16 protein-coding genes are annotated in these 20,498 nt (G+C 37.0%); 2 read left to right on the top strand and 14 right to left on the bottom strand.

The features are described 5' to 3' along the window. Positions 1–140 precede the first annotated feature (140 nt). A complete protein-coding gene (gene xrtF / locus EG339_RS06935) occupies positions 141–671 on the top strand; it encodes an exosortase family protein XrtF (RefSeq protein WP_123869551.1) in 531 nt (176 codons plus the stop codon). Further along, positions 658–1,089 carry an exosortase F system-associated membrane protein gene (locus tag EG339_RS06940; protein WP_123869553.1) on the top strand — a complete coding sequence of 144 codons (432 nt, stop codon included), beginning with the start codon at positions 658–660 and terminating at the stop codon, positions 1,087–1,089. Before xrtF ends, EG339_RS06940 begins: the two co-directional genes overlap by 14 nt. A gap of 80 nt (positions 1,090–1,169) precedes the next feature. Here the strand turns inward: EG339_RS06940 and EG339_RS06945 are convergent, their stop codons facing one another. The 14 genes from EG339_RS06945 to EG339_RS07010 form a co-directional block, all read right to left on the bottom strand. After that, entirely contained in the window at positions 1,170–2,156 is a 987-nt protein-coding gene (locus tag EG339_RS06945) for a cation diffusion facilitator family transporter (RefSeq protein WP_123869555.1), read from the bottom strand. A gap of 58 nt (positions 2,157–2,214) precedes the next feature. Next, a complete protein-coding gene (locus tag EG339_RS06950; protein ID WP_123869557.1) occupies positions 2,215–3,207 on the bottom strand; it encodes an aspartate-semialdehyde dehydrogenase in 993 nt (330 codons plus the stop codon). A gap of 66 nt (positions 3,208–3,273) precedes the next feature. Then, on the bottom strand, positions 3,274–3,711 hold the full coding sequence (locus EG339_RS06955; RefSeq protein WP_123869559.1) for a hypothetical protein: 438 nt from the start codon (positions 3,709–3,711) through the stop codon (positions 3,274–3,276). 84 nt (positions 3,712–3,795) lie between these two features. Further along, positions 3,796–6,465 carry a TonB-dependent receptor gene (locus EG339_RS06960; protein WP_123869561.1) on the bottom strand — a complete coding sequence of 890 codons (2,670 nt, stop codon included), beginning with the start codon at positions 6,463–6,465 and terminating at the stop codon, positions 3,796–3,798. A 208-nt stretch (positions 6,466–6,673) separates the two neighbouring features. Next, complete coding sequence (nadC, locus tag EG339_RS06965) at positions 6,674–7,534, bottom strand: carboxylating nicotinate-nucleotide diphosphorylase (protein ID WP_123869563.1); 861 nt, start codon at positions 7,532–7,534, stop codon at positions 6,674–6,676. Positions 7,535–7,546: 12 nt separating this feature from the next. Then, entirely contained in the window at positions 7,547–8,185 is a 639-nt protein-coding gene (locus EG339_RS06970) for a hypothetical protein (protein WP_123869565.1), read from the bottom strand. A 10-nt stretch (positions 8,186–8,195) separates the two neighbouring features. After that, a complete protein-coding gene (gene nadB, locus EG339_RS06975) occupies positions 8,196–9,767 on the bottom strand; it encodes an L-aspartate oxidase (RefSeq protein ID WP_123869566.1) in 1,572 nt (523 codons plus the stop codon). 30 nt (positions 9,768–9,797) lie between these two features. Beyond that, complete coding sequence (locus EG339_RS06980; protein WP_123869568.1) at positions 9,798–10,424, bottom strand: NAD(P)H-dependent oxidoreductase; 627 nt, start codon at positions 10,422–10,424, stop codon at positions 9,798–9,800. Positions 10,425–10,546: 122 nt separating this feature from the next. After that, positions 10,547–12,814, bottom strand: a complete 2,268-nt coding sequence (locus EG339_RS06985) for a T9SS type B sorting domain-containing protein (protein WP_123869570.1) — start codon at positions 12,812–12,814, stop codon at positions 10,547–10,549. Positions 12,815–12,851: 37 nt separating this feature from the next. Further along, entirely contained in the window at positions 12,852–15,119 is a 2,268-nt protein-coding gene (locus EG339_RS06990) for a T9SS type B sorting domain-containing protein (protein ID WP_123869572.1), read from the bottom strand. Between the two features lie 163 nt (positions 15,120–15,282). Next, complete coding sequence (gene rnhA / locus EG339_RS06995) at positions 15,283–15,759, bottom strand: ribonuclease HI (RefSeq protein ID WP_123869574.1); 477 nt, start codon at positions 15,757–15,759, stop codon at positions 15,283–15,285. A gap of 24 nt (positions 15,760–15,783) precedes the next feature. Then, the gene (dnaB, locus tag EG339_RS07000) at positions 15,784–17,370 is read right to left on the bottom strand and encodes a replicative DNA helicase (protein ID WP_123869576.1); all 1,587 of its coding nucleotides are present in this window, start codon (positions 17,368–17,370) and stop codon (positions 15,784–15,786) included. Between the two features lie 153 nt (positions 17,371–17,523). After that, positions 17,524–19,623, bottom strand: a complete 2,100-nt coding sequence (locus EG339_RS07005; RefSeq protein ID WP_123869578.1) for a T9SS type B sorting domain-containing protein — start codon at positions 19,621–19,623, stop codon at positions 17,524–17,526. Between the two features lie 36 nt (positions 19,624–19,659). Continuing rightward, a complete protein-coding gene (locus EG339_RS07010) occupies positions 19,660–20,256 on the bottom strand; it encodes a hypothetical protein (protein ID WP_123869580.1) in 597 nt (198 codons plus the stop codon). Positions 20,257–20,498: the final 242 nt, after the last annotated feature.

The following is a 20,498-nucleotide window of genomic DNA, read 5'->3' on the forward strand; positions in this document are numbered from 1 at the left end:
GCTAAAATAGCAGATGATGTTCGTATTTATGGCTGTATTGGTAAGGTTTAAGAGGAATAAATCCACGATTTATCACTCGATAGTGGAAACTTTCCTGCTTCTTATTCAGGTTATTACAGCCTAATTTTTATCTTTGCAGTATGTTAAAGGACTTTAAGCCGGTGTTAGGAATTTTACTGCGCTTCATCATTGTTTATCTGGTGTTGCTTTTTGTGTATCAATTTTATCTGAATGCGAATAAGGATTCCGGTTTAGATCCTTTTTCTGCAATTATTGCCAACCAGGTAAGTGCTGTACAAAATGTTTTAGGATACTCTTCCCAACTTTACAATGATGTGAGGAACGAGCAGGTATGGTTTTATGTAAAAAAACAATATGTAACAAGGATGGTAGAAGGGTGTAATGCAATTTCTGTTATGATCCTTTTTGTATCTTTTGTTTTTGCTTTTTATAAAGGCTCCAAGACATTTGTTTTTGTATTGGCAGGGCTGGTTCTGCTTTATATTATGAACCTTTTGAGGATTATAGGGCTAAATATTGTAATGGTGGAACATAAGGAATATGGTAAAATGTTCCATGACTTTGTTTTTCCGGCAATTATTTACGGGAGTGTTGTTTTGCTCTGGTTGATCTGGATTAAATTCTTTGCTTTAAAACATGAAAATTCTTAGCTGGCTTCTTGTTATTTTAGGAATCTTCGGCCTGATAGGAGTACGGGTGGCTGAAGATAGGATATTTTATGATCCGTTTTTGAGTTATTTCCATGAAGCCAATAAAAATATTAGTTTTCCTGCGTTTGAATGGGGAAAATTAATAGGAAGTCATTTGTTCAGATTTGTGCTTAATCTTTTTTTTTCCTGTCTCATCATTCATGGATTATTTAAAAATATGCAGTGGACAATGCAGGGGGCTTTATTGATGGTTATTGTTTTTGCGATTGCTTTTCCTATCTATCTGTTCTGTATTCAGAATAAATTCGGAATAGGATATCTTTTTTCCTTTTATATGAGAAGATTTGTGATACAGCCTTTAATTATACTTTTAATTGTTCCCATGTTTTATTATAGGAAACAGACAGAGGGAAGATAATCAGGAAAGGCTGGAGAAGCGAATAATACTGAATAATGTGTTTGCTTTTTTTGCTTTCCAGAATTGCTTTAGTCTTTATTTTATTCTATAGTGTGTTTATCTACGCTCGTTACATTTTCTGCGGTCCATTTCACTCTTTTTACGAATTCTTTTTGGCGTACCGGGCAGTTTTCAATCTGGCATATTGGGCATGAAATAGGTTTACAGTCATCCATATGGAAATTGAATTCAATGTTTCTTTTGATATTGTTAGCTAAAAGAATGATGACTTTTTCCATTTCATTATGGGCATCCCGAAGGTCATAGTACCAGGGAAGGGTGATATGGGCATCAATATGGAGCGAGGCTCCAAATTGCTGAATTTTCATATTGTGAACGTCAATCCATTCTGTTTCTCTGTTTTCTTCAAGGATTCTGATAACCTGATGCAGTATTTCCGGATCCTGTTCATCCATAATGCCACTCAAAGATTTCCGAACGATCTTATAACCTACAAATATGATATAAAGCCCAAAAATCAAAGCAACAACTGAATCCAGCCAATATATTTTGGTGAAGTAAACAATTACCAAACTGGCCACCACTCCAAGGGTTGTGATGGTATCAGACTGCAGGTGTTTCCCGGAGGAAATAAGTACAAGCGAATTCTCTTTTTGCCCTTTCTTTATAGAGATATAGCCTAAAAGATAGTTGATAACAGCAGTGGCCATGATAATCCAGATTCCCAGATCAATTTTGCTCAGTGTCTTTCCTACAATAAGGCTGTGGACACCTTCGTAGATAATCATTAAACCGGCAATGGCAATTAAAGCACCTTCAATACCGGAAGTAACGAATTCAACTTTTCCATGGCCATAAGGGTGATCTTCATCTTTAGGCTTTGCTGCGAGGTGGAGTGAGTATAATCCCATAAATGCACTGATGACATTCACAATGCTTTCCATAGCATCTGAGAATACAGCATCGGAATTGGTAAGTTTCCATGCAATGATTTTTCCTACAAAAAGAATAACTCCAAATGCAGCAATGATTTTTTGAAATCCTATTTTTTCTTTATGGGTATTCATAAATGTGTTTGATAAAAAAAAGAATCTCAATTCTGAGACTCTTTTTTATTTTGTTAGTTTATACTAAGTTGTTTGCTACAAGGTATTCTGCAATTTGTACAGCGTTTGTTGCGGCCCCTTTCCTCAGATTATCTGCTACGATCCAAAGGTTGAGCGTCTTCGGCTGAGACAGGTCTCGTCTGATTCTTCCTACAAAGACTTCGTCTTTTCCTTCCGAGTAAAGTGGCATCGGGTATTGGTTGTTTTTCACATCATCCATTACAACTACTCCCGGAGTTTCGGATAGAATCTTTCTTACTTCGTCCAGATCAAATTCATTTTCAAACTCGATGTTTACACTTTCTGAGTGACCTCCCTGCACCGGTACCCTTACTGCAGTAGCTGTTAAATTGAATGTATCGTCACCAAGAATTTTCTTAGGTTCTTTCATCAATTTAATTTCTTCTTTAGTATAGTCATCATCTGCAAATACATCACAATGCGGTAATGCATTCTTGAAGATCTGATATGGATATACTTTCGCAGTAGAATCATCCCCGCTGATTTCTCCGTTCAATTGGTCAACCGCAGCCTTACCTGTTCCCGTTACAGACTGATAAGTAGAAACAATTACTCTTTTTAAATCATATTTTTTGTTCAAAGGTCCCAGGACCATAACCAACTGAATGGTAGAACAGTTCGGATTTGCAATGATCTTATCGTCTTTAGTTAATACATCTGCATTAATTTCAGGAACAACTAATTTTTTATCAGGGTCCATTCTCCAGGCTGAAGAGTTATCAATAACTGTTACTCCAGCTTCCGCAAATAAAGGAGCGAATTCAAGAGAAGTAGAACCTCCGGCAGAAAAGATGGCAATATCCGGTTTGGCAGCTATAGCGTCCTTCATGCTCACAATCGTAAATTCCTTCTGTTTATACTTCACCTTTTTACCTACAGATTTTTCGGATGCTACCGGAATTAATTCTGTTACAGGGAAGTTTCTCTCCTCCAAAACTTTAAGCATAACTTGTCCAACCATTCCTGTTGAACCTACTACAGCTACTTTCATTGATTTAATTAAAAATTTAAGATTAAACTATTTATAAATTATAACGCATATAATTTTTTTGTCTGTTTAAGCCCCAAAGACTCTTGTCCAAGGGAATGCGAATGCAAATAAACCTACAGCAATTAATCCCATAATGGTAATTCCCAGGGAAATGGTATCGTTTGACTTCACTTTTTTGTTAACGATAGTCATTAGTACTGCTGCAATAAGCATAGAAAATGGGTGTTCAACATATTGGAATCTTGCATATGCATCACTCATTAATGTTCCGGAAGCCAAAGCTGCTTTCACACCAGGTGAAACAAATAATAAGAAAAGTCCTGCTAGAAATTGAACGTGAAAGAAAATCATTGTAAAAAGTGTAGTCTTCTTTAAAAACTTGTTCACTTTTCCACTAAAACCAAACATGGTAGCCAAAAGTGCAATGATAAATAATGCAGCCAAAAGTAATTCCAGATATCCGAATCCTTTGTGGGCACTAAGTAAAATCTTGTAAAAATCCATAATCCTATTTTTTTGTAGACAAAGATAACAAAAATCCCGGCTCGAAGCCGGGATTCATATTTATAAAATCTAATATTGTGATAATTAGAAGTTGAATGATAGAGTTGCAGCCCAAGTTCTTCCGAATCCGAATAAAACACGGTTATCTGTTGCAACACCTTTATACATATATCCTAACTGTTCATACGTCTTCTTAGCTGTATTGTTTGACCCATCAGCCAGTTTGGAAGGTGCATCAGATGCAAATACGTTTGTTGAAGCATCAGAAATATAGAATGTATCAAACAGGTTGTAAACGTTTGCTCCGATTGTGAAATACTGAGCAGCGTCTTTTAACTTGATTTTGTATGAAATACCTAAATCAAATAAGTTGAAATCAGGTAATTGTAATACTCCTTTGTCTTGTGCAGCCTGGTTAGAGAAAGTAGCAATATCAATAGATGAATATACTTTTCCTACATATCTCCATGTTCCGAAGATACTAAGATCTTTTACCGGTTTAACAGTAGCTCCTAATGAAGCTGTCAGCTGAGGAATACTGTTGTTACTTGTTCCTCCTACTTTTACTTTATCCAGGTAAAGTGTTGTTGAAGTTGAAGTTCCGGATAATGCAAGTGGATTGTTGTTGTCATCAAATGCAGATCCTGTAGCATTTCCTTTATAGTAATAGTCTCCCCATGAGAACATACCCTGGAATTCTAAGAAGTTAGTTGGTTTGTAAACTGCATCAAATTCAACTCCCTGGTGGATTTCGGTGATACCACTGATTTCAGCATATCCTGTTGCTGTTGTATTATCAGCTAATGTAAATGTCTGGTTCGTTCTTCTTAACCATCTGTCTCTCCATTCAGTTCTGTAAAGGTTAACGTTTGCACTGAATTTAGGAGATCTGAAACCATATCCAACTTCAGCTGAGAAAATTTTCTCGTTAGTTAAGCTTGGGTTTAGAACCTGGAAGTTACTTGGGTAAACAGAGTTCATGAATGGCTGCTTGCTGTAGTAACCAATATTTGCGAATACGTTGTGGTGATCGTCAATATTATAGTTAGCACCCCCTTTAATGTTATATCCGAAAAGGTTCTTGAATCCTGTTTTAGTGTTAACAATTTGTCCTTGTTGTTTAGTTATTCCATCCTGAACGAAGTTGTCAATTCTCTGATATCCTTGGTTAGATACGGATCCCTGAAGGAATGCTGATAATTTATCTTTAGTATATTCAACCTGACCGAATGCACTGTACCAGATAACTTCTCCATCGTTGCTGTATCCGATCTGGTCATTTAAAGGAGCTGTTTTTCCTCCGAATGGGTTCCATGCAAGTTGCTTGTAATCATATCCTCTTGATGGTATGTAAGGAGCAACATTTTTGTTTAGAATTTCTTTATATCCTTTTGCTCCGTATAGATCAGAAACTACCTGATAGTGGTAACCATAATAATATCTGTCATCCGTACCGATTGAGAAGTTCCAGTTGTCATTAATTTTGTGCTGGAAGTTTGCTAAGATACCATACCAGTTGTGAGAGTTAATACTTGATCTTCTGATGATACCATCTCTTACCTGATATTGTTTTCCATTAGCAGGGTTAGTCACCATATAAGGGTCACCAGCTGCTGCCAAGCCACTATTTAAAGCAAAAATTTGGTTGTAGTCATAAGTTCCGTCTGGCCTTCTGTAAAAGTTGATAGCATTGGTAGTAGGGCTTCCGTTGCTTCCAAATTTTCCGTTCCAGAAGCTTCCAAGATCTCCTGTTCCACCACCTCTACCATTAGACATGTACAAAACAGTACTTAACTTAGATTTTTCACTCATTGTCCAATCCCAGTTAAACATCATTACTGGTTTAGAGTAATAATTTGCTCTGTTGGCAATTGCAGTTCTTGATCCATCAGCATTGATGTAATATCCCCAGTCAGAGTTGTATGTTCTGTCAGGAGTATTGTCATGATCTGGATTATAGTTTATGTAATCTTTAATGAAAGGAGAATAAGTTCTTTGATCGTGCCATTGAGGTGATCCTGTAATAGTGAACTGGAAGTTGTGTTTTTTGTTAGGCTCCCAACCTAATGCAAAGTAGTAAGCGTAGGCTTCATAATCTGTGTTTTGAATATATGTTCCTCCTGCCTGTCTGCTCATTAAGAATGAAGCAGACCAACCTTTTTCTGATTTACCAGTATTATAGGCAAAAGAGGTTTTTAAGAAATCATTGTTACCAACTCCTAATCTAACAATACCTCCCTTTTTCATATCTGCAGATCTTGTAAGGAAGTTCATTGTACCTCCTACAGAAGCAATAGCTAATTTAGAAGAACCAAGTCCTCTTTGTACCTGCATAGTACTTGTTACGTCTGCTAAACCTGTCCAGTTTGACATGTAAACTGTACCTCCTTCCATATCATTTACAGGCATACCGTTTACCATTACTGCGATGTTTCTTGATTCGAATCCTCTGATTACAATTTGAGAGTCTCCGAAACCACCACCACCTTTAGTTGCATATACAGAAGGTGTTGTATTTAAAATTTCAACAAGTTCTTGATTTCCTTGTCTTTCAAGAATTTGAGCTGCTTTAATGTTAGAAACAGCTACTGGCGTTTTTCTATCTTTAGCGATATCTGTAACACCTTTTAAGATTACCTCTTCAATGTCTTTGGACTGAGATTTAACTGTGTCCTGAGTTTGTTGAGCATAATAGATACTAGCTGTAGATAAAGTAATTACTGCAGTTAGCATCGTTTTGTTGATTAATTTCATAATCGTTAGTAATAATTAGATTTAATTTTCTGCAAAATTCGCAAAATATATTTTAACTATTATTAACTCAATGTTAATTTTTAATCAGTCTTAATAATGTTAAGTGTTTGATTGTCAGTTTTATCGGAAAAAAACGACTTTTTACATGAAAAAAGTCATGTTATTGAGTTTTTAATAAAAAGGGGGTGTTTTTGTTAAAAATTCAACGCTATTTCACGGCCTTGAGACTCAAATCTATATTCTCAGCCGAGTGTGTTAAAGCTCCTACAGAGATATAGGTTACTCCTGTAGATGCAATTTCTTTAAGCATATCCCGGGTAATTCCGCCTGATGCTTCAGACTCACATGAGCCGTTAATCATTTTTACAGCTTTCTTCATGGTCTTAACGTCCATATTATCAAGCATAATTCGGTCGACTTTTGCGTTAATGGCTTCCTGAACTTCTTCCAGATTCCTGGTTTCGACTTCAATTTTTAATTTTTTCTTCGTCTTTTTAACGTAGTCTTTCGCCATTTTTACAGCATTGGTAATACTTCCATTATAGTCAATATGATTATCTTTAAGCATAATCATATCATAAAGACCATATCTATGATTGGTTCCACCACCAATAGCCACTGCCCATTTTTCACACATTCTGAAATTAGGAGTTGTTTTTCTGGTATCTAAAAGTTTGGTTTTTGTTCCTACCAATCGTGAATCCCAATCATGAGTAAGGGTTGCAATACCGCTCATTCTCTGCATACAGTTAAGAACAAATCTCTCAGTAGAAAGTATTGATCTGGCACTTCCTGTTACAATAAGAGCGATATCTCCTACTTTGCAAGGGGTGCCATCTTTAATGAAAGTTTCCACCTTAAGATTTTTATCAAAAGTTTTAAAAATGATTTCGGCCAACTCAACGCCTGCAAGAATGCAATCCTGTTTTACCAATAATTTTGCACTTTGCTGGAGTTCTTCAGGAATGGTAGAAAGAGTAGAGTGGTCCCCATCCTGGATATCTTCTTCAAGGGCAGTTTTTATGAATGTTTTTAATGCTTTATCTGTAACGTATGCTGGTCTTTTCATTTGTTATATTTTTTAATAATATCTGGATAAACCTTTTCCGAATAATAAATCGTGTATGATAAATAGAATGACAATCTCATGATTTTTAGCTTCTATTTTTTCAAATTCAATATAATCTTGAATAGAAGTATTGTCTTGGTTTATTCCTCTGTATTTTAATACTTCTTTAGTAAATCTTCCTTCTCTTTTTATGTAGAAATCCCATTTAAAGTTATCCCAGTCGTATTCTTGTGTAAAATAATGGATTTTATTTTTATTAAAAGTTAAAATGGGATGCGCGGGATTATTGATATAATAATAAGTTAAAGATAAATTGTTGTCTTTTATAAATTCTTCAATATCAATATCAATAGGTTTAGAGGGAATCTTTTGCCTTGAAATTCCTAAGATATTGCATATTATTTTTAAGACTAAAGGATATTTAGATTTTGAAACAAAATATTTTCTTAACCCTATATTGATACCATATCCTGCTGCAATTGCCAAAGGAAATGCTGCAAGAAATAATGATATTTGTACAGAATCATTTAGATTTTTTCTGAATACTGAAAGGATAAAGATAAAACTGAATGCAAGGAAGGCAATAATGACCTTTCTTGAATAGAACAAAATGTTTATTTCTGTTGTTATATTTAAGTTTCTAAGCTTCATCAGAGGAAGTTTACACTAAATCTTTATTGTAAAATGCCCCTTTATTTTCTGTCATTTCCATAGATTGGGTAATGATGAGGTGGGCAACAGTGGTTAAGTTTCGCAGTTCTGATAATTGTGGAGAAAGGATGGAATAGTGATAGATTTCATCAACAGCTGCAGCAATTTCCTGGTGTTTCTGTAATGCCATATTCAGACGTCTGTTGCTTCTTACAATTCCTACCAGATCGCTCATCATTTCCTGAAGCTGCTTTCTTAAATAGCTTATGATAACCATTTCGTCCATGATTTTCATTCCTTCTTCATTCCATTCCGGGACGGCTTTCAGATCGTCAAAATTGAACAGATTTTCATTAAGAAGAGCAACTGTTTTCATGGCAGCATTGTGTCCGAAGACCAGTCCTTCTAACAAAGAATTTGAAGCAAGTCTGTTGGCTCCATGTAATCCGGAATTTGTACATTCTCCCACTGCAAAAAGGTTTCTGATGGAAGACTGCCCATCTCTGTCTACTTCAATACCTCCCATCAGGTAGTGGCAGGCAGGAACTACGGGAATTAACTGAGTGAATGGATCAATACCTTCGTCTTTACATTTTTTATAGATATTCGGGAAGTGTTCAAGAAATTTTTCCTGATTCATTTCCTTGCAGTCCAGGCCTACATATTCATCTCCTGAAATTTTCATTTCGTTATCAATAGCTCTGGCAACAATATCTCTGGAGGCCAATTCTTCACGCTCATCATATTTCTGCATGAATTTTTCACCTCTTTTGGTTCTTAATTTGGCGCCATCTCCCCGTACTGCTTCGGAAATCAGGAAAAGCATTCCGTCAATCTTATTATAAAGGGCAGTGGGATGGAACTGGTAGTACTGCATGTTGGAAACTTTTCCTTTTGCACGGGCTACAAAAGCAATTCCGTCTCCTGTTGCAATGGTAGGATTGGTGGTGTTTTTATAAACATGTCCGGCACCTCCCGTTGCAGCGAGTGTAATTTTCGAGGTGATTTTTTTGATGGTTTTGGATTTTTCATCCAGAATATAAGCACCATAGCAATGAATGTCCCCTTCATTAAGTTCTTTTCCCGGAACATGGTGCTGAGTGATGATATCAATTACGTAATGATGATCCAGAATTTCAATATTTGGGCTGTTGTTGGCTGTTTGCAACAGAGCTCTTTCAATTTCGAAACCTGTAATGTCTTTATGATGTACGATTCTGTTTTCGGTGTGGCCGCCTTCTCTTCCTAAGGCAAATTTGCCATTTTTCATATCGAACTGGGCACCCCATTCTACAATTTCATTAAATCTTGCAGGGGCCTCTTTTACTACCATCTCTACAACATCGCGTTTATTTTCACCATCTCCGGCGCGCATGGTGTCTTCTATATGTTTTTCAAAATTGTCTTTCTGAAAATCAGTAACTACAGCAAGGCCACCCTGTGCATACTTGGTATTGCTTTCGTCTTCATCAGACTTTGTTACAATGATGATTTTGGCATCAGGGAGTTGTTCAGAAACTTTAATGGCATAAGAAAGTCCGGAAATACCGGAACCGATTACTAATACATCCGCTTTTATCATGTGCTTGCTTTAGGTACAATCATTTAAATATTAAATAAATTTAAACAATTTTTCGTTTGGTTTTCTTACTTTTTTCATGTGCTGGAAGTGATCTTCCTCAGAACGGTAGCCTAAAGCGAGGGTTACGGTTACTTTTTCTGTTTCAGGATTGATGTTCAGGATCTCTTCTATGAGGTCTTGCCTGAAACCTTCCATGGGGCAGGAGTCTATATTTTCAATAGCAGCGGCATACATCAGATTGGCTAATACAATGTATGACTGTTTTTCTGCCCAGTTGAAAATTTCATCCCGTGTTTTTTGATTTACATGCTGGTGGATGCTGTTTCTGAATGGGGTAAGTTGCTCAATTGGAGTTTCTCTTACCTCGGAAATATGTTTAAAATATCCCTGGATATAATTTTCTTCAATATTTTTCTTTGAAACAATTACAACAAGATGAGAGCATGTGGAGATCTGGGATGGATTATAAAAAGCAGGAATCAATTTCTCCTTCATTTTTTCACTTTCAACAACAAGAATTTTATAAGGTTGAAGTCCCAGAGAGCTTGCAGACAGTTTTCCTGACTCAAGAATGTTGTGAAGGGTTTCCTGAGGAATAATTTGATTATTAAATTTCTTTACAGAATATCTTCTGCTTAAAGCTTCCAAATAATTCATAGTACAAATTTAAGAATTGAATATGAATAACGGGCTTTAAAATGAATATATCCTTTTAAATTAATACAAAAAATCACCCCGCATAATGGGGTGACTCTTCTGATATAATATGATAAACGTGATTAATTCCTGTTTTTAACAATAATCCAGCCTGCAAAGTTGATAGGTGTTATTCTGTTCATATTATTTTTTTCATTCCATGAAACGGAATACCAGTAACTCCCTGTAGGAACTCTTCTGCCGTTAGCTGTGCCATTCCATCTGTATCCGTTGGTTTTATCTGCCCTGAAAACCTGTATGCCATATCTGTCAAAAATATTAACGTCAAAATTAGATTTGACCGCTAATGCTGAGTAGTCTATAAAATCATTGATGCCATCATCATTGGGGGTGATAATATTAATCAGATTAGGTATTGTAATGTTAATGATAGTTGGTTCGCAATTATAATTGTCTTTTACGTATACTTTAGCAATTCCTCTTGGGATATTGGTGAATACGTTAGAATCCTGCCAGACGATATTATCCATGGAATACCGGTAAGGAGGCATTCCTCCATTTACGTTTACAGTAACAGATCCTCCTGAAATATCTACGCTGGAGATAACAGGGCTTTCTGCTGGAAATACCGTTACATTTTGAGTGGTAATGCATTCTCCGGTTTTTAGTTTTACCCAATAAACGCCAACGCCAACATCTTTAATAGATTGTGTTGTGGCTCCGGTACTCCATTCATAGCTTTTGAATCCTGGGCCTGCATCCAATGTTGTTTTGCTTTCCATGCAGATAATTTTGTCTTTTAAAACTCTGGACGGAACGGGAGCTTTAACTGTTAAAGTAACTTTAGCGATTGAAAAGCATCCGATTGTGTTGAAAACTTTAACATAGGCTACTCCATTAGGAGCAATATAAGAAGCTGGAGTAGTAATTTCGTTGGTACCGTTAAGAGCATCCGTTAAAGATGGATAATATTTTTTTGTATACCCGGCCGGGTTTGGAACAACGGCGGCATTAATAAGATTAAAAGAAGCTGTTAATGGGTTGCTTTCTATAAAACATGATTCTATATCAACATCATAAACAGTCACAACCGGATGGGTATTCAATGTGATTTTAGCAGTACTTATACATCCTTGTGCGGTAATTACCCTTACATATATAGTCCCGGGAGGAGAAACATAGGCTGAAGGAGTAGTGATCTGGTTTGTGCTGGCATTAAGGTCATATATACTTGGATAGAACTCTTTGGTAACACCTGTTAAAGTGGTAACAGCTGCAGCGTTGAGGTCAAAAATACCAACTCCGCCATTATTGTTATTGCATTCTGTAAGGCTTGCATCTGTTGCCGCAAATGGCGTAGGGTTCAGCTCTATAATACCATCTCCATTATCACAAAGCGTTGATGTAGGATCTTTAACAACTACTTTAATGATAGTGTTTCCTGTATATTGAAAGCTGGCAGGGTTGGCAATAGGAGTAGCTGTCCCTAATATATAATAGGTGAAAATATAGTTTCCAGGATTGTTTACAAATTGTGTATTGTATGAAGTAAGATCTACTGTTCCGCTTCCGGTTGCTGGGTTGGTGCAAACAAAAGGTTTAATGGTATTGTTTAGAATAGGAACTTTATCTACAAATACTTTGACATTTTGAATAGAATGCCTGGCACTCGCTCCTCCTGTTGCAGCAGAGAAACCAAAATATCCCTGTGTCATTCCTACTGCATTCCCGGATGGTGCAAATGATTGATCGGCAATAAGTACTCCGTCTATTTTAATTTTAATAATCCAGTTGGTAGGATTGGAAAGGTCTGTTTCTCCATTTACTTCAACATGCTTGAAGTTATTACCTACAAATGGCTGGGTAGGATTCAGATCTGGAGAATGAAAAGTGCTTCCCGGGGTGTTGTTAAATTCTATATTGTTACCAGCAGTATTATTTGTACCATATAAGACATGTACTTTGCTCATTTGGCCTTCCGTGGTATTATTAAAAATGTCAAAACCCACCATTAGTCCTGATGCATTGGCTGGAATCCCAAGACCACCTCCTGATACGAATCCGGTTGGAGGGTTGGCGAGATACCAGAAGGTAAAGCCATCTCCTCGTCCAAACTGTGTTGTTCCGTTTCCATCTATTCTGAAATCAAATTCTACCTTCCATTTATCACAGTAACTTAATGTAATTGGTGTGGAGAGTTTTATTGCTCCATACTTGCTTGTTTGGTCTGTAGTAAGCCTTATGAAATCTCCGCTTACAATGGCATCTGAAACAAGATCCCAACCTGTAGTGTTTACGGGGTTTCCGGTAAGCTGATAGGTTTGAGAAAAAGTTTTTCCTGGAAAACAGAGCAAAATGCCCAGCAAAAGAAAGAGTAGATGTTTTTTCATAGTGGAAGGATTGTGATGTTGTTGTTTGTATTACTGTTTATTCCATATTTTTTACCAATACCCAACCTGAGTATTTTGTTTCAGTGTTATTTTTATCGTTTTCATTCCAGGAAATCGTGTACCAATAGGTGGCAGAAGGGATCTTCTTACCGTAAGCTCTTCCGTCCCATGTATAATTTCTTATTTTGTTTGCTTCGTAAAGCTTGTTTCCATATCTGTCATATACTGTGAATACTAAGTTTTTCTTATAAGCCAGAGCAGAGTAATCAATGAAGTCGTTTTTGTTATCTCCGTTTGGAGTGATGGCATTGATGAGGTTAGGAACAGTCACCTGAACGTCAATAGGGGAGCAGTTATAAAAATCTTTTACAAAAACCTTTACTTCTCCTCTTGCCAGACCGGTAAAAGTATTTGAGGCCTGCCAATGAATGCCGTCCAGCGAATATTGATAAGGTGATTTTCCGCCTGTTACGTTAACTGTAATTGTATTGTTGTGGATGTCAATACTGGCAATTACGGGATTGGGCGACGGTTGCACGTTCACGATTTGTGTGGTAATACAGTTTCCTGTTCTGAGTTTAACCCAATAGGTTCCTACGCTTACATCTTTAATAGAAGGTGTTTTGGCACCGGTACTCCATAAATATTCATCAAAACCAGGTCCTGCATCCAAATCTGTTTTATTTTCTATACAGATGGTTTTGTCTTTAAGAATCGAGGATTTTACAGGTGGAAGTACAACAAGGTTAATCTTTGCAACCGCAAAACATCCGTTAGTATCTATTACCTTAGCATACACAGCTGTACTTGTTGAGGTATACTGATAAGGATCGGTAATTTCGTTGGTGTTGTTAACAGCATTAGCAACGGTTGTATAATATTTTTTAATAATTCCTGTAGTGAGTGAAGTAACATTGGCTGTTGTCAGATTGAAAACACCATTCAGTATATTGTTTTCAATAAAACAGGATTGGATGGTGTCATCTCTTACAATGGTTTCAGGGTAAAAAGTAAGATTGATTTTCGCAGTACCTGTACATCCCAGTGGAGTGGTTACTTTTACATAAACAGTTCCCGGTGCAGATACATAGTTGTCCGGATACAAAATCTCATTAGTCCCTGAATTTAGATCATTGAGTGTTTTATAGTATTTTTTTGTAACACCAGGTACATCTGTTACATTAGCGGAATTTAAATTAAAAGTGGCGGTTCCGGCTTTATTGTTATTACATTCGGTAAGTGTTTTGTCGTTGGCTTTAAACGGAGCCAGATCCAGTTGGATTTTTCCATCAGGGTTATCACAGAGTACTCCTGCATTATCCTTTATAACAATGGTTACTGTTGTGTTGGCGTTAAATTCATAATTGGCAGGATTGGCAATAGGAGTTGAGCTTCCCTGAGGATAATATTTGAATGTATAATTTCCTGGATTGGCTACAAACTGGGCATTGAAATCCGTTAAGTTAACGCTTCCGTATCCGGTAGTAGGATTGGGGCAGAAAGATTGTGTAACTAAGCTTTTCAGAATAGATACTTTATCCGTGAATATTTTTACATTTTTAATGGAGTTTCTGGCTGAAGCGCCTCCTGTAGATGCAGAAAAGCCAAAGTATCCCTGTGTCATGGTTGCAGCTCCGCCTGAAGGAGCAAATGACTGTGAGGTGATGGTAACTCCATCCATTTTTACAGTAATGATCCAGCTTGTAGGGTTAGCAGGATCTGTTTCACCGGTTACTTCAACGTGTTTATAGGTATCTCCTACAAAAGGCTGTGTTGAGTTGAGGTCTGGAGAGTGGAAAGAGCTTCCGGGAGTATTGAAAAATTCAATATTGTTAGTATCTGTAGTGTTGGGAACTACTCCATAAGCGATGTGTACCTTGCTCATTTGAGCGCTGGTTGTATTATTGAAAATATCAAAACCAACCATAAAGCCAACTGCATTCTGTGGAATTCCTAATCCTGATCCCTGCTGGCTTGTTATTGGTGGATTGGCGAGATACCAAAAAGCAAATCCGTCACCTTTTCCAAACCCCGGTATTCCATTTCCATTGATTCTGAAGTCGAATTCTACTTTCCATTTATCACAATATTTTAGATTAATAGGATCATTGAGCTTTATTGCTCCGGATTTATTTCCTACATCATCAGTAAGCATGATGAAATCACCGCTTGTGGTAGCGCTGGGGACAACGGTCCATCCTGTGGTATTGATAGGGTTTCCGGTGAGTTGGTAGGTCTGGGCAAAGGCTTTTCCAGATAGAGAGAGTAAAAGAATAGAGAAGTAAAATAATAAATTTTTATTCATTTCACTAGGAATTTAATTATCAGTAAATATATTAAATCCTAGTTAATAAATGTGTATTTTATGTTAATTTTGTTAAAAAAATTAATTATTATTCAAAAAATGATATTTATTGTGATGAAGTAGTGAAAGTTGTACTCTTTATTCTGGATTTGTATTAATTAAATTAAAAGAGTGTATTGCTATCCATTCCTTCGAAATAAGTGTCAATTTCGAGGTTGGGAGAACTGGCGGCCGCCACAGCTAATTTGTCACAGAGTTCATTTTCGAAGTGGCCGGCATGTCCCTTTACCCAATGCATGGTAGGCTTATGTAGGTTATAAAGTTCAATGAATTTTTTCCATAGATCCGGATTCTTTACGTTTTTCCAGCCTCTTTTGATCCATCCGGTAATCCAATTCTGATTTACGGCATCTGCTACATATTTACTGTCGGTATATACATGGATGTCATTTTCTGTAGATTTTAGTTTTTCCAATGCAGAAATTACAGCAAGGAGTTCCATTCTGTTATTGGTAGTTTTTCTGAAGCCTTTAGAAAATGTTTTCTGATAGTTTTTTTCTGGAACGCGCATAAGGATTCCATATCCGCCTTTTCCAGGGTTTCCGCTGCATGCACCATCGGTATAAATTTCGATTTTCAAATCTTTTTTATAAAATTGAATTATTTAAAACGGGAAGTCATCGTCATCGTCAAAGTCATTCATGGAGGAGCCTGAAAGTTTCGAACTGTCCGGAAGATCAAATGCTGCTCCTGGCTGGATTGTAGTTTTAATTTTATCAAAACCGCTCGGCTCGCCGAAGTTTGACGGATATCCGCCTCCGTTACCACCGTCAAAAGCGGCTTCAATATCCCCGAATTTTGCAAAATGCTTTAAGAAAGATAATCTTACATCAGCCGTAGCTCCATTTCTGTGTTTGGCAATAATCAATTCAGCTTGGTTTTCAGTAGAGGTTTCCTGTCCTTCTTCATCATTATCCCAAACGGCAATCTTATAATATTCAGGTCTGAAGATGAAAGATACAATATCCGCATCCTGCTCAATCGCTCCGGATTCCCTTAGGTCTGAAAGCTGAGGCCTTTTTCCTGGTCGTGTTTCCACACTACGGGAAAGCTGGGAAAGTGCAATTACCGGAACATTCAGTTCTTTTGCAATCGCTTTTAATGAACGGGAGATCATGGAGATTTCCTGTTCACGGTTTCCAACTCCTTTTCCGCCACCACCGGCAGTCATAAGCTGAAGATAGTCGACCATTATTAGTCTTACGCCATGCTGCATTACCAGTCTTCGGCACTTTGCACGGAAGTCGAAGATGGAGAGCGATGGAGTTTCGTCAATATATAAAGGGGCATTTTCCAATTCAGAAACATTGGAAAATAGCCTTTGCCATTCTTCATCGTCAAGAGTCCCTTTTCTCAGCTTTTCGGATGAGATTCTTGTTTCGGATGCGATCATTCTGGTGATAAGCTGTACTGAGGCCATCTCGAGAGAGAATAATGCCATTGGGATTTTGTGTCCTACAGCAATATTTCTTGCCATCGAAAGAAGAAATGCGGTTTTTCCCATCGCGGGACGTGCTGCAATGATAATAAGGTCGGAATTCTGCCAGCCTCCGGTTTCTTTATCTACATCGCGGAATCCTGAAGGAACTCCTGAAAGTCCCTGTTTATCCTTTAACGATTTGATAGTGTCAATAGCCTGCTTTACCAGTGAGTTGGCAGTGTCAAATCCTTTTTTAATGGTTCCGTTAGTAATCTCAAAGAAAGACTGTTCTGCCTTATCCAGCAGTTCAAATACATCAGTGGATTCTTTATAAGAAGAATCAATTACATTCGCGGAAACGTTAATAAGGCTTCTTAAAATATATTTTTCAAGGATAACACGAACGTGATATTCAATATGGGCAGATGAGCTTACTCCCATAGTAAGATCAATGATATAATGGTCTCCTCCGGCCTGGCTTAGCTTATCTTCTTTCTTAAGATCCTGAATAATAGTCATTAAATCTACCGGATGGTTGCCTTCGTAAAGCTTTAAGATGGTAGAAAAAATAACCTGATGTCTGGGATCGTAAAATACTTCCGGGGTAAGGAGGTCAATAGAATGGTCAAGACCTTTTTTGTCAATCAAAAAAGTTCCGATAACAAGTCTTTCAAAATCTACTGCATTAGGAGGCATTTTTCCATCCGCAATAGACAGTTCTTTTGCAAAGTTTCCGTGTGTAAGGGATGATAATGTTTCTTTCTGCGCCATAGTGCAAAGATAGTTTATTTAAAAAATATTTAAAAAATAGTATTCAACAAATTATGAGCAGCCTTTGTAAAAATACGGTTAATAGGGGATTGGGTATGTTGATAAAAAAAATCACCTCAACTGAGGTGATTTTTTTATGATATAACTGAGAGCTTACTCTCTGTTTTTCACAATAATCCATCCTGAGAATTTGAATGGAGTATTCTTGCTGTTATTCTCATTCCATGTTAAAGAGTACCAGTAAGTACCTGTAGGTATTTTTTTACCTGCAATTGTTCCGTCCCATTTGTATCCGTTAGATTTGTCAGCCTGGTGAATTTTTACACCATATCTGTCAAAAATATTCAGTGTCAGGTTTTGTTTACCTGCTATTGCGGAATAGTCAAGAACATCATTAATTCCGTCTCCGTTAGGTGTAATAACGTTTACAATATTAGGAACTATTACTTCAATTACGATAGGGTCGCAATCATAAGCATCTTTTACATATATCTTGTAATTACCTCTTGCTACATTGGTAAATACGTTAGAATCCTGCCATACCACATTGTCTATAGAGTATTTGTAATCAGGAGTTCCTCCCGTTACGTTTACAGTAATGTTTGTAGTAGATACATCAACGCTGGAGATTACTGGTTGTTCAGAAGGGTATACTGTTACCTTTTGAGTGGTAGTACATTCTCCGATTCTGGTTGTAAGTTTTACCCAATAAGTACCGACTCCCACATTGCTGATGCTTTGTGTAGTTGCCCCGGTGCTCCATTCATATTTTTTGAATCCAGGCCCTGCATCCAGAGTGGTTTTGTCTTCCATACAGATGATTTTATCCTGAAGTACGCTGGATTTTACCGGAGGAAGTACCTGAAGTGTTATTTTCGCAACAGTGAAGCATCCAAGGTCATCATATACTCTTACATATACTACGCCATTAGGTGCCATATAGGTTTTGTAATTTGTTATTTCATTGGTGGCATCTACTGCATCTGCCAGTGAAGGGTAGTATTTTTTCTTGGTACCATCAGCAGGTACTGTGATTGGTGCGTTGTCAAGATTGAACATTCCCATGGAAGGGTTTGTTTCCAGATGGCATTCTACTAGTGTAGGGTCCGGAAGTGCTTTTACCAGTGGGTGGAATTTCAATTTAATTTCTGTAATCGTAATACATCCGAATTGATTGGTTGCCTTTACAAAAGCTGATCCTTCTGCAGAAACATATTGATATGGGTTGGTTATTTCATTGATGCCATGGTCAAGATCATACATTGAAGGATAATACTTTACATTCAAATTAGGAGTTAGCCCTATGTCTGCAGATGAAAGGTCGTATAGCGCTGTTCCAGAGTTGTTGTTGCTGCATGAAGTAAGTTCCCCGGGGGTAAGAGTAAAAGATCTGTCAACAAACTTTATACTTCCAAATTCCCTACATTGATTTAAAAACGAGAGAGGTTTGGTAGGGTCAACATAAGAAATGGAATAGGCATATTGAGTGGTAGTGTTAACCGGAATAGGAGTTGTGATAGGATCGTAGTCGCTCGCCGCATCAGCAGCACTGCGGTAATACTTTATAACAAAATTTGGGTTGTTATTTCTGATGTGATTTGATAGAGTTGCAAAATCAAACGTTACCGGGTTACCACAAATATCAATATCCCCATCATTATTTGCTCCAGGCTTTAAGAATGGGAAAGGCTGATAGATTTTTAATGAATTATTATCAAATGGGGTAAGCAGTGTTGCTGTTCCACCAAAGCTTAATTTAAAAGGTGCAATTTCAGTAGAATAGTTATTTAAAAGCAAGTGATATACCTCTCCCGGAAGTACATCAATATATTTTACAAAACCAATTCCGCCAGCACCCTCAGTAGTTTCAGTAGCCGTCATGCTAAGACCGGTAAGAGGTCTGCTGATTAGGTTGCCCATTCCCGCGTAAGAACATCGTAAAGGAGTTTCTTTGATGTTGCTGCAGCTGTGATTAGGTCCGTATAATGCGAAGTCATAATCGATATCGTAAGCCTTGGGGCCCATAGGGGTAATAAGGAAGGTTAATGTTCCTGCAGTTTGTATACTGAAGGTAAACCAGATAGAGTTACTCTCACTGCTTAGGCAGCCGCTTCCTTCTTTTACACTTCCGCTTCCATTAGGTTTTAGAGAGATTTCTGAATCACTGCATATAGGGATGGCAGTGATACAATCCTGTTGTGCAAAAACCATCTGGGTAATGAAAATTAGAAAAATCAGTAGATATTTTTTCATTTTTTGACCGATTTAAAATTGAAAACTTAAAGTAAATTATTTGTTTTTAGGGATAAGTTGTTTACCCCATCCAGGTACAGAACTCTGAGCTGTGAATCCTGTTGCTGCTTTTTGGTATTGAGCTTCAGCTTCGGTCACATTACCAGATTTTTCAGCTGATTTTGCTTTTAATATTGCTAGTCTTGGATTGTTTGGGTCAGAGCTTTCTGCTTTTGCAATGTATTTTGAAACCTCCTGTGCTGCTTTCACCGGATCATTATAAACACCCAATTGTATGCTTTCCAGTGTGATAAGCCCAAGAAGGATGTTGTTTTCCTGATTGTCAGGCTGAGAAAGGGATACTCCAAGAGCGAATTTTTCAGCCGTAGTAATTGATTCAAAAGCTGAAGCAGTAGATTTTTTTGCTAAAAGTTCTGCTTTCAGATACATAGAAACAGCAGCATAATGAAAGGCCTGCCATTTTTCAGAAGTATTAGTTTCTGTAAATCTCTTAAACAGTTTGTCATAATCACCTTCTGTATTGGTGGTATTGAGTTGCGAAGCACTTTGTTGTAATGCCTTGTCAGTAAAAGTCTGAGCGCTGGCCCAGAAACCGGTTACAAAAAAGCTTAAAATGAGTAAAATTTTATTCATAAAGGGGATATTTGTAGCAAATATATGAAATTATTAACGTTTTGTAATAAATTTTGATGTATATTTAAGTAATGTATAGTCTTGTTTTGTGATATTGTATTTTTGCCATTGTATTATAATATATGAACATTATAATGGAAGGGTGTTTTAGTCTGTGATTTTAAATGGAAGCTATAGATTATTTTGAATAAATTAGGTTTAAAAATAAAAATAAGGATAGAAAATTTTCTATCCTTATTTTA

Source organism: Chryseobacterium bernardetii (assembly GCF_003815975.1).
Taxonomy (GTDB): Bacteria; Bacteroidota; Bacteroidia; order Flavobacteriales; family Weeksellaceae; genus Chryseobacterium; species Chryseobacterium bernardetii.

What these genes read in the sequence shown, in the direction of transcription:
- xrtF (WP_123869551.1), top strand. Translation starts at nt 141, where the DNA reads ATGTTAAAGGACTTTAAGCCGGTGTTAGGAATTTTACTGCGCTTCATC.
- EG339_RS06940 (WP_123869553.1), top strand. Translation starts at nt 658, where the DNA reads ATGAAAATTCTTAGCTGGCTTCTTGTTATTTTAGGAATCTTCGGCCTG.
- EG339_RS06945 (WP_123869555.1), bottom strand. Translation starts at nt 2,156, where the DNA reads ATGAATACCCATAAAGAAAAAATAGGATTTCAAAAAATCATTGCTGCA.
- EG339_RS06950 (WP_123869557.1), bottom strand. Translation starts at nt 3,207, where the DNA reads ATGAAAGTAGCTGTAGTAGGTTCAACAGGAATGGTTGGACAAGTTATG.
- EG339_RS06955 (WP_123869559.1), bottom strand. Translation starts at nt 3,711, where the DNA reads ATGGATTTTTACAAGATTTTACTTAGTGCCCACAAAGGATTCGGATAT.
- EG339_RS06960 (WP_123869561.1), bottom strand. Translation starts at nt 6,465, where the DNA reads ATGAAATTAATCAACAAAACGATGCTAACTGCAGTAATTACTTTATCT.
- nadC (WP_123869563.1), bottom strand. Translation starts at nt 7,534, where the DNA reads ATGAAAAGACCAGCATACGTTACAGATAAAGCATTAAAAACATTCATA.
- EG339_RS06970 (WP_123869565.1), bottom strand. Translation starts at nt 8,185, where the DNA reads ATGAAGCTTAGAAACTTAAATATAACAACAGAAATAAACATTTTGTTC.
- nadB (WP_123869566.1), bottom strand. Translation starts at nt 9,767, where the DNA reads ATGATAAAAGCGGATGTATTAGTAATCGGTTCCGGTATTTCCGGACTT.
- EG339_RS06980 (WP_123869568.1), bottom strand. Translation starts at nt 10,424, where the DNA reads ATGAATTATTTGGAAGCTTTAAGCAGAAGATATTCTGTAAAGAAATTT.
- EG339_RS06985 (WP_123869570.1), bottom strand. Translation starts at nt 12,814, where the DNA reads ATGAAAAAACATCTACTCTTTCTTTTGCTGGGCATTTTGCTCTGTTTT.
- EG339_RS06990 (WP_123869572.1), bottom strand. Translation starts at nt 15,119, where the DNA reads ATGAATAAAAATTTATTATTTTACTTCTCTATTCTTTTACTCTCTCTA.
- dnaB (WP_123869576.1), bottom strand. Translation starts at nt 17,370, where the DNA reads ATGGCGCAGAAAGAAACATTATCATCCCTTACACACGGAAACTTTGCA.
- EG339_RS07005 (WP_123869578.1), bottom strand. Translation starts at nt 19,623, where the DNA reads ATGAAAAAATATCTACTGATTTTTCTAATTTTCATTACCCAGATGGTT.
- EG339_RS07010 (WP_123869580.1), bottom strand. Translation starts at nt 20,256, where the DNA reads ATGAATAAAATTTTACTCATTTTAAGCTTTTTTGTAACCGGTTTCTGG.